Origin of the sequence: Candidatus Fokinia cryptica (assembly GCF_034359305.1) — a bacterium.
Taxonomy (GTDB): Bacteria; Pseudomonadota; Alphaproteobacteria; order Rickettsiales; family Midichloriaceae; genus Fokinia; species Fokinia crypta.
This window is the reverse complement of the sequence record NZ_CP110343.1, coordinates 338,968-351,811: the sequence shown is the minus strand read 5'-3', so window position 1 is coordinate 351,811 and position 12,844 is coordinate 338,968. Positions and strand designations below refer to the sequence as shown.

Sequence of the window (12,844 nt, the reverse complement as noted above, 5' to 3'; positions counted from 1 at the left end):
ACACAGATGTCTTGCTTTTTGCAATACGTGTGTCAGAATATCTATTACTAATTTATGTTGGTATAACAACAATGAAAATATGGAAAATAAGCAATATTTCTTTCGCTTTTTTACTGCTTACTTCTTCCTTTTGTTTTTATAAAAAGGGCTATTGTGCTCCTAATGCTGATATTAAATTCAATATGCTGGAACACAGAAAATGCATTATCCCTGCAATCTTTTATGAGAAAAAATACAATATATCTGAAAATCTATTGTTGGCTATTACAGTGGTAGAGTCTGGAATATATAACTCAGAAGCTGGAATGGCATTAGCATGGCCATGGACTATAGGAATCGCTGGTGAGTCATATAGATTTTCTACTAAAAGTGAAGCTATAAAATTTTTCAATAGCAAGGTGAATCAAGGAATTTCAAACATAGATGTAGGATGTTCCCAAATAAATTATAGATATCATGCTCACAATTTTGAAAACATAGAACAGATGATAGAGCCAGCAAATAATATAGCATATGCCTCATATCTTATTGTACAAAATTATAAGAACACTTCAGAATGGCTAAAAGCTGTTGCACAATTTCACTCTCTCACTCCAATTTACGCTAAGAAATATACAGAAAAAATACTAAATGTGTTAAAATCCTTCGAAAAGAAGACGAACATTAAAGAATTTAGTTTGTGAATAATATTTCAACAAATTAATAAAACATCTTTAATTCATAAGATACAAATTTTTCACTAATTTAGAAGCTTACCTGCTTTTTAAAGATATTAAACTTATATTACACTTCATCACTAAAAGCCTATCTTAATACATACTGCTAGTCCATGATCTAATAACTTCAAAGATGTCATAAGGAAATGTTTCACAATTTAACAATACAGCTTTATGAATTTCTTTCGGTTACTTATTACTGAAATCATTACTTTTGAAAAAGAATTCTATCTCAATTTTAGCATTTTCATCCGAGTCAGAGCCATGAACAGCATTCTCCTCTATACTAGCACCATATGTTCTTCTTAAAGTACCAACTTCTGCATCAGAAGGATTTGTTGCCCCCATTAATTTTCTGTAAGCCATAACAACGTCAGTTCCTTTTTCTAAAACCTGCACCACTATGGCACCGGAAGATATATAATCTACCAAAGAATTAAAAAACGGTCTCTCTGAATGAACAGCATAAAACGCACGAGCCTCATCTTTCGACATATGAATCATTCTTTGAGCTACTATTGTAAATCCGGCACTTTCTATATCAGCTATTATTGCACCAATTTTTTTTCTAGCTACCGCATCAGGCTTTATGATGGAAAGAGTATATTTCTGCATTCGCGTAAATGATAAATTTGCATGATATTATGTAGCATAATTTATCATAACCTTCAATAGATGCTAAACATCTCCAAAAAATAAACATATCTCTTAAAACGACAAATAATAGCCTTCTTAAGGATTTTATATTGACGTCTCAACATTCATTTTATATGTTACCTAGGTACACGTTTGCGGGTGTAGCTCAATGGTAGAGTTCTAGCCTTCCAAGCTAGCCGCGTGGGTTCGATTCCCATCACCCGCTCCATAGTTTTGTATGGTCTAATCTTACATTGTATTGCATTTTCGCAAAATCCTTCTGATATTTTTGCGATTAGTGCCTATATCCTGAAAGCCATAACTGCTACGTTTGGGCGTCTTTCTTCACAAAGCTCTTTTCTAACAAAGTAGTGAGGATGTGAACTAAAATCCCCAAAAACTTTTTTCAGTACTACTTTTTTCAATACTATCTCATTCATCCTTTTTCATCTTCAACTTTCTTGTAGCGCTTCTTCCGATACGCATTGTGTCATTTGCTGGGATTACTTTCTCGTAACAATCTTTTCATCTCTTCAATTTTCTTGTGGTGCTTCTTCCGATACGCATTGTGTCATTTGCTGGGATTACTTTCTCGTAACAATCTTCACGTTTCTTCCTTTTTTAGATATTTTTACTTCCTTACCGAATTTTTCTTGTTTTCCCTCTGAATATTCAATGATAGAATTAATCCAATCAAATTGCCTTTTAACAGGTTCACTTGTCATAGGATCTGAAGGAATAATAGTTTTCATTACCTCTTTGTTGAGCTCTGAAGTAGTCCCATTAGCTACTATCTTGATAAGCTCTATCGCCTCATCCCACTTTTCTGTATTTCCCTCTAACTGTTTCCCCTTTTTATCATTCTTTATCTCTTCCAAATTAGCTATAATATTGTTTATAGTACCCACACAACTAGTATTTATTGTTCCTTCTATCTCTTTCCAGTTTATCTTTTTCCGGTTTGACGTGGCAGCACTTATATCTTTTGAATCACCATTTAATTGCCCAAAATAATCAATTACCTCATTCAAATGTTTTACTATTGCTCCTATAAAACCAACTAGTTCTTTTCCAGCTTTTTCCAATTTTTCCTTATCCTCCTCTTTACAATCTTGTATCAGCTCATTCCAATTCTCTATATCACATCCTTTCAACGAACTCACTTTGCTTTCATAAGCACCTTTGAGCTCATCACAGGAATAATTTATAATATCCTTTATTAATTCTACTCCATCTTTAGAAGAACTTTTGTTACTTAGTACTAAGATGTTTATTACCTTCATAATCTTCATCATCTTCCACTTTTCTTTCAATAGAAGCAGTATAAAATTGCATTTGAGAGGACTGCTACCATTTCTTGATGTTTCTTCCATAATGTCTTTTATCATTTCTTCCAGTTTATATTCTCCTGTATCGCCATCAGATGACTGTATTAAAGTGAGAAAAATATTATTTTCCGTGACAAATTTCTTTTTAAAATCTTGATCTTTAATCTTATTTTCTAAAAAATTCACTATTGCTTCACATCCTGCATTATCACTATCTAGCATAAAGATAATTTTCTTTAAGTTATTCGGGAAATTTTGAAGCATAAAAGTAATATAAGAAGCCCTTGTTATCCCTCCTAAATAACAGAAATGATATCTATTTTTTTTCGAAATGCTCTCCATTTTTTCATTCACTGCTTCGAAAAAAGCTAAATCAGACTCTCCTTCTACGAAAATTACAATACTACCATTTGGTATCGCACTATATGTAAGTTTGGCAGCGTCTTCAGATGGAGTAAACCTTGGAGCTAAGAAATCCAAAATCTTTACTTTTCCACCCTTATTTTCTGCGCTCTTGAGTTCTACTTCTTCGCTACCATCGTCTCTCCTCATTCTACTCATCCACCACAACTCATCCGGTTCTACCTCTATAACGGTAGAAGGGGAATGAGTAGTAAGTACGACTGTGATTCCACTTTTCAACAGTACTTCCCGCACAGTTTTGATGTAGCTTTCTGCTAATTGGGGATTCAAACTTGCATCAAACTCATCAAATAGTAGATATTTTATATTTAACATTTTGCAGAAAGTAGCATAACATATCAATTCAAATATCATCTTCTCACCACTTGATAACTCCTCAAATCTCAAATTAATAGGTAGCTCTTCTCCTGTTTTCAATTTTGTTGTACCCGTGAAACAAAATTCTTCTCCTACAATAGTAAATTTATACTTAAAACTAATATTACACTTCTTGATACTACTATTTATATCTTCTTCTAAATTTAATATTTCAAATATGTGATAAGAAATTATGCTCTTCAATGCCTTAACAACATCTCTGTGCATTTCAATAGCACTTCTCACAAAAAGCTTTTGGATATATTGCTCAAATTCTGACTCTTTAGTTATCTTTTTTGTATCCTTTATCCCTCTGCTCTCAGCGGAAGTTTTTGCAAAAATTTCTTCAAGAATTATGAGGATCTTTTTACAACTATCGCTGTCTCTTATAATACAATGATAATTTTCAATATGCTCAATTTTTAAAAGATTAAGTGCCTTTAGAAATTCAGTAATTTCTCTCTTAGAAAATTCAGTAATTTCTAGTGCTGCACCTCCTCTTCTAAAAAAAAACAACCCTTCCATATATACTAACAAGCGTATTAAGACGCTATCTCTTACTTTATACTCCTCTTTATCTTCATTAAATAAGCAATTCTGCCAACTATGAGGCCTTTTAGAGTGCTTATATATTTCCCGCAAAATATCTTCTAATTCATGATAGATATCTCCAATTGTACAAAGCCTATTATGGAAATAATCGTAAGCTGAGTTACGAGTCGTAAGTAGTGCATTTGTTACATCCCTAGCAATCCCCTGCAAAAAATGAGTTTTACCAGCTCCATTCACTCCAGTGATGACGATCAAATTCCCTTTCCCATCAGATTTTTTCTTGAATTTCAATTCAACATTATTCCTCAAGCTCTTATACTGCTTCTCCTTTGATGCCTCCACTGAAAGACATACCATATCATCGTCGTTCCTATCGCCCTTATCGTTCTCCTCTTCTGCATTCTCACTCTCACTTACATTCTCAACATTTTCATCCAAATTCGAGGAATTAGTACTATTTATGTTGTCCATAACAAACATTAAAATTTTTCCAAAACAAATCCTTTTTACACACTTCAAAAAAACTACGCAAGTAAAAGGCCATCATCAATTGTAATAATATTTTGATATTATATAAGGAAAAGTACTTCTTATTAACAAAATACAACTTATATCTCGGTACTGTATGCAGATTATTTCTTGTATGTAAATCAGTACTGAGACAATACAGCTTGGTAAATTCCGACTCTTAATAACATTCGTGCGTTTACTTTAGGTATTATAATCTTGCGTAATAATCCATTTAAAAAAATAAATGAAGAAAAAGCATCGGTTCAACTTTTAGTGCATTTTACATGACTTTCATGCAACTCTAAGCCTCACTTAAATCACTGCATAGGAAAATCCGTATTGACAGCATGCAATACCGTATGTACTTCTTAGTATGTGGGGTGTCATCAACGCTAAACGAGTCAGATTCGAAAGGAAGCAGCTCAAGTTGTTGCATGATATGCCCACCTATTTGTGGTCAGATAGCTCAGTCGGTAGAGCAAAGGACTGAAAATCCTTGTGTCGCCGGTTCGATTCCGGCTCTGACCACCTTTTTCTTACACTCAATCATGAAATTCAGATCATTACAAAATCTCTGTGATGACCTTTTAGCGACGATGGTAGAGAAGTTTCATTCATACATTAAAATAGGCAGTAGCGAACACACATCTAGAGCATACTTACACGATTTATCATCATTCATAGAATTTCTATCTCACTACCATGGAACCAAGTGCTCCCTTGAGTATGTTATTGACGCTCCTATACAAACTATGAGAGCATGGCTTGCTTTTAGAACAGAACAGAAAGTAAGTCATAGATCAAATAGTAGAACGTTATGCGGATTACGATATTTCCTGCACTATGTAAAAGATGAATTTAAATATGATGTAAAAACTCTTATCAGCATCGACAAATTAAAAATCAGAACTACTAAGAATACCATTCCGAAAGCAATATCTGAAAATAATAGTATCGCTTTATGTCAATTTACGAACACTGATTTATATCCTGAAGAGTGGGTATTTTACAGAGATGTAAGTATCATCACCTTACTATACGGAAATGGCTTAAGAATAGGAGAAGTACTGAAAATTACAAAACACGACATTATAAACTTCAATACCGAAAACCTTGAGTCTAACTTCAACAGAAATGATGTAAGTCTTATAGTAAAAGGAAAAGGGAAAAAGGAAAGAAAAGTACCACTATTAGCTCACGTATTGAATACTATCCTACAATACATTACGAAGTGTCCGCATAAACTAGAATCACAACAACCAATATTTATTGGAATAAGAGGAGATGTATTAAACCCTGATGTATTCAGAAGGCAAATGAAATCTATACTTATTTCTCTCGGCATTGATACAAGAGCTTCTCCCCATACCTTAAGACATAGTTTTGCAACACATCTAATAAAAAATGGAGGAGATATAAGAAAAATACAGGAATTACTAGGTCATGTTTCAATCGCCTCTACATCTATATATTTGCATGCCGATACAAATGATATTGTTGAAACTGTTATGGAACTGCATAACAATAAAAAAAAGTAACTAAAGATACAAAAAGCTTTTATCTTCAGAAAATTGAGACGAATTGAATTTACTAAACTCAGATAAATAAAAATGTAAATATTATATTTTTTGGAAAAAAGTAAGGTTTTAATTGCCTATACTATATATCATTATTCTAAAGTAACATAAAAAGTCACTCAATGAAATCTATTGATTTACTCTATCTATATGTTATAATCACGACTGGTACGCTGATATATTTTACGATACCCAATCCAGCATGAGTGCTCCTATTACACCAAAGAAAAATTTATCTCAGTTCGAAATAGTACTGTATGCGGCATATCGTGCTTCACAACTTTCTCGAGGTGCGCCTTCTGCTATATCTGGAATGGAGGGACGAAAATCTACCGCAATAGCGATAGCAGAAATACAGAAAGGACTAATAGATGTGGAGAAAATGCGTGAAGGTATGATACAGGAACTGGTAGAGTCACGTTGGTTTTTAAAGAAAAAAGATCCACTTGATATCAAAAGGGAAGTTGCTAAAAAACGCAATGATGCCATGATACAAGAAATGGTAGATGAGTTATTCGACGATAAATTAGAAGATGAGCTCCTTTCACCAAAAGATGGAGATGAAAGGGAAGATTAATAATATACTGTTACGTTACTGCATAGCACCATGCTTTGTAGTTTTTATAGCATTCTTTACGTTTTTATTAGATTTGGCTACCAAAACTGTATCCGAAGTCGCAGTCCCTAATGGTGCACTTGAAGTACGCGGAGTAGATAGTTTTATCAATATCGTGAATGTTCAAAACCATGGAGTAATGTTTGGTTTTTTCAGTTCTCTTTTTCCAAGCCAACTCCCATTCATTGTATTACAAATACTGATAACTCTCACACTATTTATATGGAGCATATCAATGCAAGATATCGCATCTCGTATTGGAGTCGGTTTGATAATAGGAGGAGCAATTGGTAATACATACGATAGAATAGTAAGAGGATACGTACTAGATTTTATAGATATACATCTAACTCGGTATCATTATCCTGCTTTTAATTTAGCTGATGTAGCTATTGTGTTGGGAGTAATTTTGGTTTACTCTCGTTTCAGCCTTTCTACAGCTAAATGATATAAAAGTGATGAATTCGCTTTATTCGGTTCCTTCCTACATAAAAAAACTGAGCGATGTTTTTTGTAACAATACATCTCATTTGTTGGAGAAAAATGTTATAAGTGCACTGGATTTTCTTAATGCCGTCTTAGACATAACACGCTCTAGTATTTATCTTAGCAGAGGATTTTCAGCAATTCACGCTCCTAAAAGTATACAGAAAAGCGTAGGAGAACTCGTGATACACAATTTAGTTAATCACGAAAACTCTCTTAATGATGTAGAGCACGGGCTGCTCGAAGAGCTTAAGCATTTCATCTATTTACTCATAGATAGAAAGATGCTTCCTTTTATGTATCATTTCATTCAATTTGCAATAAATAAATTTTATAAACTCGCTAATCTCAGAAGAGCAACAATATTCACAACTAGGCCAGTAAATGACGATACGAAAGCACATCTTGTAAAAAGCCTTTCTGAAGCAGTAGATAACAACTCTATCGTGCCTACATTTCTTATAGATGATTCTATGATAGGCGGATTTAGAATTGAATCGGATTTTCTACTTATAGACAAAAGTATCGCCAGCAAAATACTTGCAGCCAAAAAACAGCTCACAAAACTTTAATGTAGAGCTATGGAAGAATATGAAAAATTTTCCTTTAAAGATATGGATGCTGTAAGAAAAATAATAGCAAAGTATCCTCAAGGAAAACAAAGAAGTGCAGTGATGCCATTACTTTGGCTAGGACAGCAGCAGAATAATAATTGGATATCTAACGCAGTATTGAGCCATATCGCTGAAGTATTGCATATGAACACCGCTCACGTGAAAGAAATTGCAGAATTCTATTCAATGTTTCATTCTAAGAAAGTTGGGAAGTATCTCGTGCAAATATGTAGAACTGTAGTTTGTGCATTATGTCAAAACCAGATGATCTATAAGGCAATACGTGATACAATAGGTATAGATGTAGGTGAAACATCAGAAGATGAATTATTTACTGTCGTGGAGGTTGAATGTCTTGGTAGCTGCATCAATGCTCCAGTAATCATGATAAATGACAGCTATTATGAGCATTTAAATTACGATAAAACGGTAGAAATATTAAAAGAACTACAAAAAAAACAACAATCTCATCCATCCAATGTATAACACTAGATCTATTGACGTTACTATAGGAGTTATAGTGATAGCCTTGACTATATTCGCAATCATCATTGTATTTAAACATGATACTACCGTGTTGGAGACGTCTAAATACACACTAAGAGGAGAATTTGAGAGAGTAGATGGAATAAGAGTGGGTAGCGATGTAAAGATTGCAGGAGTAAAGATTGGTAAAGTAAGTGAAATTTCTATTAATGAAGATTATCTTGCCGTATTAAAAATTGAAATTGTTGGAGATCTTAAAATCCCTTCTGACTCAGTAGCTGAAATCATAAGTGATTCGTTAATAGGGAGTAAATACGTTAACATAAACGTAGGTAGTAGTAGTCAATACTTAGCTGATGATGGTAAGTTTGAGTGGACTCAGCCTCCTGTGAACATTGAATCACTAGTTGGTAAATATATCTTTGGTATTGATAACACTAAAGCAGATGAAGGAACTGATACAAGTAATAATAATGGCAAAAGTGGCTAAAAAGAAAGTTTAGCTTTTCTCAATTTCGATACTGTTGCACATATTATCGCAGAAATAACAGAACCTAATATAACACCTGCTTTTGCACTATCCTGTATATTCACATCTTCAAATGAAAGGGTAGCGATGAACATTCCCATAGTAAATCCTATACCACAAAATGCTCCTATCATTAAGATATCATCCAAACTAATCTTGTAACCTATATTATACCGCTTCAGCATAATCAGCCCAGAAGTGGAGATACCTATATTTTTACCCAAAACTAACGCAATAAATGTAACACCTAAGACATCATAATGATCACCAATACTCATAGTAATTCCAGTATTGCATAGTGCGAAAAGTGGCAATATAAGGTATGTTGATGCAACTTGAAGGACTTTTTCTACATCTAATGCTTTTTTGCCAAAGGGAATTAAAATTCCTATCAAAAATCCAGAAACGGTATTATGTACGCCACTTTTCTGTATCAACCAAAATAAAGGAAGTCCAAATAACAACAACCATAATATTACTAAATTCTCCATATACCTACTTGAAATACTTGCAATAAATATTAAAACAGCAATATAGAATAAATACTCTATCTCTATGGTATTAGAGTAAAAAACCGCTACTACTAAAACAGCTATTAAATCATCAAATATCGCTACAGCTGTAAGAATTTTTCTAGAATTCTCTCTTAATCCACGCACTATCAAACAAACTGTTGTCGCAAATGCTATGTCAGTAGCAGTCGGTATTGCCCATCCGTTGATAATATCAACTTTTAGAATAAGGGCGGCAGCAACATATATTATCGCTGGAAATAGTACTCCACTGATAGCCATTACAAGAGGAAATGCAATACGAATACGAGAACTAAGAATCCCACCAACATTCATCTCTTTTCGCATCTCAATACCAATTAGCATAAAATACACAGGCATCAAAAAATGACTACTAACGTACCCTACACGCATACCATCTACAATTTCTCTGTATAAATCGGTACAAAGATTAGCAATAACAAAACCACATACCGCAAACAGCAATACTAAGAAATTCTTTTCTTCTATTAATTTTTTTAACTTCATCAATAAATTCGCATACCACAACTACATAAAGTAAACATTCATCTCAACATCTCTTTTGATGCAAGGGGTACGGCTAGCAATATCAATATTCATTGAATCTCCCGCAGCACAAGGACTCCTCAAATCTGCATTAGACTGACCATTGCATCCAATAAAAAGAATAGCACTCAAAAGAATGCAAAAGGATAACACTATGATTTTTTTTGCTGTAATATCCATGTGCTTGTAATAAAATTAGTTTCTATATTAGGATAACCTCTAAAATACGAGCAATCAATATATTTACTAAATATGTTTGTACTACAGCTTATACTTTTAAACGTAATTTGAAAAATGATATAAATCTCTCTAAAAGTTCTGTAGCCGCAATTTTATCATCTAATAATATCCTCTTCTTTCTGGATAATCCAACTTCTTTAAGCTTATGATTTGCTAACATAGTAGTCATACTTTCATTAAAAAAAGTAATATTAATACATTCATGATATTGTTGATTCAACTCATATAAATTATCAGTAGAATTGTATAGAGTTAACAATTCTTCTATATCACATGATAATCTTTGGATATCACATAGAAGATTTTTTGTCATTTCAGGAAGTTGCTTCCATGATATTTTTAGATGCGAATTTTCTATACTTTCATTATCAGGTTGCCATACCCCCATAACACAGCAAATTGGCACTGATTCTATAATAAATTTTATAATTTTTTCAGGTGCTGCATTATTATTTTGCACCGTACCATATGGTATTACGTTCCCGGTTAGACTAATAAATCGAGCAAGACCAATTTTTTTCATTCCGTTATCGAGCCCACTGAGTACATATGTTTTTTCCAGAGCAATTTTTTCTTCTATTAATTGCAAAGCATCATAACCGCTTATAAAATTCAACTTCATTGCATAGAGTATGTGGAAAAATAGAACATCTAGTAATTATTCTAAAAAATCAATCATAGCTTATAATATGAAGCATGTTATATCTGTAGAAAAAAATGTCTCAAATAAAATTTTTCCAATTTTCAAAAAGATCATAGATATAGAGGATTATCCGAATTTCATACCATATTGTTCGCAAGTCATTTATAAAAAATCTGATAAACTAAATAATGGTGAATTCACAGGTACAATACACTTTAAGTGGAAGATTCTTCATAAAAGCTTCACATCACATGTTGCATGTTTTTTCTATACTGACACCAACATATGTAATATTCAATTACAAGAAATTGCACGTAACTTACATAAAATAAAAGAAATGGAAGATAAATATTCGGAATATTTATCATTTATAGAGATAAAGATTCAGTCTAATGAATCAATATTCCACACTATGAATGGAAGTTGGAAACTAAAAAGAAAGGATAAAAATACTACTTCAGTATCATTTACTATGAATGTAGGCTTACAAAATTCACTCTTAAATAAAATTTTAAAACTAAATATCGAAGCAGTATGTTTTAGAATCTATAACGCAATAGTAGAACAATAATATCTTGTAAGATTTCATCATATAAGATAACTTTAGAAAAAAGAGCAATATATTCTCAAAATGCTATATAGCAACGAACTATTATCTATAGAAAAATGCAAAGTCGGAATGCAAAAAACAGAAGAAAAACTTGTAGATGAAAATGATATCAACATACTCACTCACCTTTTTGGAGATGCTAAAGATTGGACATTTATATCGCCCATTACCACATCATGCGACTCTTACACATCTTCTGCATATATATATCTGACGTTTTTACAGTACGTTTTCTCAAGCATTGAAACTAAAATTTTTGGGGCTAGTTTAAATTATAAATCTACCTCTTTCAAATGGCTACAAAACATAAGTGGTATTAAGATAGGGGATAAAATTAAAGCCGAATACACCATACAAAACATTGATAAAACCACTAGAAAAATAAAAATTGAAATCGCTGGTTATATTAATAACATACTAATTTGTAATGGTGAATTTATTATAGAATTACCGCAACAACCTATAACAAGAGATATCCATAACTTCCCAAAATTAAGACTATTAGAAGATAAACTTGGAAAAGGATATGAAGTGATGCTTGAGCGTCTTTCAAAAATAGCGACAAAACCGATGCCGTCCGCCATTATTTTTCCAACAGATTATATATCTCTAGAATTAGCATATGAGGGGAAAAAGGATGGTATTATAGATCCTATACTAATCGGTCCAAAAGAGAAGATTATAGATATTGCACAATCCAAGGGAATTAATTTAAATAATATAGAAATAATTAACGCAAGTACACATGAAGAAGCTGCTGCGAAAGGAGCATTTTTAGCAAAAGAACAGCGTATAAATTGTATTATAAAAGGAAATATACATACAGATGATGTTTTACATGCAATTCTAGATAAAGAAAGTAACCTTAAAACTTCTAGAAAAATATCACACGTGTTTATTGTAGGAACTCCAAACTATCAGAAGCCTATTTTTATCACAGATGCTGTAGTAAATATCGCCCCCGATTTAAATACAAAAGTTGACATCGTGCAAAATGCTGTAGATCTATATGTTACCTTATTTATAAGAACTCCAAAAGTCGCTATACTCTCAGCTGTAGAAACAGTAAACATGAAAATGCAATCTACCATAGATGCAACAATATTATCTAAAATGTCACAACGTGGTCAAATAAAGAACGCTATTGTAGATGGACCACTAGCTTTTGATAACGCAATCTCTAAGGAAGCCGCAGTTATAAAGGGTATTAAAAGCGATGTTGCGGGAGATGCTGATATATTCGTAGTACCTGATATAGAATCGGGTAATATATTGTTCAAACAAATGAGTTTCTTATCCGATGCAAAAAGTATAGGAATTGTGCTTGGAGCTAAGATTCCAATTGTAATTACTAGTAGAGCGGAAGGAGATATAATATCTAGAAAAGCATCATGCGCACTAGCATATCTCCAATATCTTAGTACAATGAGAGCCAAATAATT

Annotated in this window: 13 protein-coding genes and 2 tRNA genes; 11 read left to right on the top strand and 4 right to left on the bottom strand. The window is 32.7% G+C overall.

Features of this window, described 5'->3' with window-relative positions:
* Positions 1–29: 29 nt before the first annotated feature.
* Complete coding sequence (locus tag Fokcrypt_RS01660) at positions 30–683, top strand: lysozyme family protein (RefSeq protein ID WP_323722470.1); 654 nt, start codon at positions 30–32, stop codon at positions 681–683.
* Positions 684–905: 222 nt separating this feature from the next.
* On the opposite strand, the gene ndk is transcribed toward Fokcrypt_RS01660, so the two are convergent.
* Entirely contained in the window at positions 906–1,331 is a 426-nt protein-coding gene (gene ndk / locus Fokcrypt_RS01655; protein ID WP_323722469.1) for a nucleoside-diphosphate kinase, read from the bottom strand.
* Positions 1,332–1,507: 176 nt separating this feature from the next.
* On the opposite strand from ndk, the gene Fokcrypt_RS01650 reads away from it, so the two are divergent.
* Positions 1,508–1,581 (top strand) — tRNA-Gly (locus tag Fokcrypt_RS01650).
* Positions 1,582–1,936: 355 nt separating this feature from the next.
* Here the strand turns inward: Fokcrypt_RS01650 and Fokcrypt_RS01645 are convergent.
* Complete coding sequence (locus tag Fokcrypt_RS01645; RefSeq protein WP_323722468.1) at positions 1,937–4,483, bottom strand: AAA family ATPase; 2,547 nt, start codon at positions 4,481–4,483, stop codon at positions 1,937–1,939.
* A gap of 494 nt (positions 4,484–4,977) precedes the next feature.
* Here Fokcrypt_RS01645 and Fokcrypt_RS01640 point away from each other — a divergent pair.
* The 7 genes from Fokcrypt_RS01640 (at position 4,978) to Fokcrypt_RS01610 (ending at position 8,791) form a co-directional block, all read left to right on the top strand.
* A tRNA-Phe gene (locus Fokcrypt_RS01640) sits at positions 4,978–5,050 on the top strand.
* Between the two features lie 20 nt (positions 5,051–5,070).
* Positions 5,071–6,060, top strand: a complete 990-nt coding sequence (locus tag Fokcrypt_RS01635) for a tyrosine-type recombinase/integrase (RefSeq protein WP_323722467.1) — start codon at positions 5,071–5,073, stop codon at positions 6,058–6,060.
* Between the two features lie 241 nt (positions 6,061–6,301).
* Positions 6,302–6,676, top strand: coding sequence for a DNA-directed RNA polymerase subunit omega (gene rpoZ, locus Fokcrypt_RS01630; protein WP_323722466.1), 375 nt, complete (start codon positions 6,302–6,304; stop codon positions 6,674–6,676).
* Positions 6,633–7,163, top strand: a complete 531-nt coding sequence (lspA, locus tag Fokcrypt_RS01625; RefSeq protein ID WP_323722465.1) for a signal peptidase II — start codon at positions 6,633–6,635, stop codon at positions 7,161–7,163. Before rpoZ ends, lspA begins: the two co-directional genes overlap by 44 nt.
* Positions 7,164–7,173: 10 nt before the next feature.
* Positions 7,174–7,773, top strand: a complete 600-nt coding sequence (locus tag Fokcrypt_RS01620) for a F0F1 ATP synthase subunit delta (RefSeq protein WP_323722464.1) — start codon at positions 7,174–7,176, stop codon at positions 7,771–7,773.
* A gap of 9 nt (positions 7,774–7,782) precedes the next feature.
* On the top strand, positions 7,783–8,301 hold the full coding sequence (locus Fokcrypt_RS01615) for an NADH-quinone oxidoreductase subunit NuoE family protein (protein ID WP_323722463.1): 519 nt from the start codon (positions 7,783–7,785) through the stop codon (positions 8,299–8,301).
* Complete coding sequence (locus Fokcrypt_RS01610; protein WP_323722462.1) at positions 8,294–8,791, top strand: MlaD family protein; 498 nt, start codon at positions 8,294–8,296, stop codon at positions 8,789–8,791. Before Fokcrypt_RS01615 ends, Fokcrypt_RS01610 begins: the two co-directional genes overlap by 8 nt.
* Here Fokcrypt_RS01610 and Fokcrypt_RS01605 read toward each other — a convergent pair.
* Together Fokcrypt_RS01605 and ruvX are read right to left on the bottom strand one after the other, a co-directional pair.
* A complete protein-coding gene (locus tag Fokcrypt_RS01605; RefSeq protein WP_323722461.1) occupies positions 8,788–9,870 on the bottom strand; it encodes a Na+/H+ antiporter NhaA in 1,083 nt (360 codons plus the stop codon). The two genes, Fokcrypt_RS01610 and Fokcrypt_RS01605, sit on opposite strands and share 4 nt — an antisense overlap.
* A gap of 307 nt (positions 9,871–10,177) precedes the next feature.
* Complete coding sequence (gene ruvX, locus Fokcrypt_RS01600) at positions 10,178–10,771, bottom strand: Holliday junction resolvase RuvX (RefSeq protein WP_323722460.1); 594 nt, start codon at positions 10,769–10,771, stop codon at positions 10,178–10,180.
* A 10-nt stretch (positions 10,772–10,781) separates the two neighbouring features.
* On the opposite strand from ruvX, the gene Fokcrypt_RS01595 reads away from it, so the two are divergent.
* Both Fokcrypt_RS01595 and Fokcrypt_RS01590 read left to right on the top strand, forming a co-directional pair.
* The gene (locus Fokcrypt_RS01595) at positions 10,782–11,363 is read left to right on the top strand and encodes an SRPBCC family protein (RefSeq protein WP_323722459.1); all 582 of its coding nucleotides are present in this window, start codon (positions 10,782–10,784) and stop codon (positions 11,361–11,363) included.
* Positions 11,364–11,423: 60 nt separating this feature from the next.
* Positions 11,424–12,842 (top strand): bifunctional enoyl-CoA hydratase/phosphate acetyltransferase, encoded by a 1,419-nt coding sequence (locus Fokcrypt_RS01590; RefSeq protein WP_323722458.1) that lies wholly within the window; start codon positions 11,424–11,426, stop codon positions 12,840–12,842.
* Positions 12,843–12,844 lie beyond the last annotated feature (2 nt).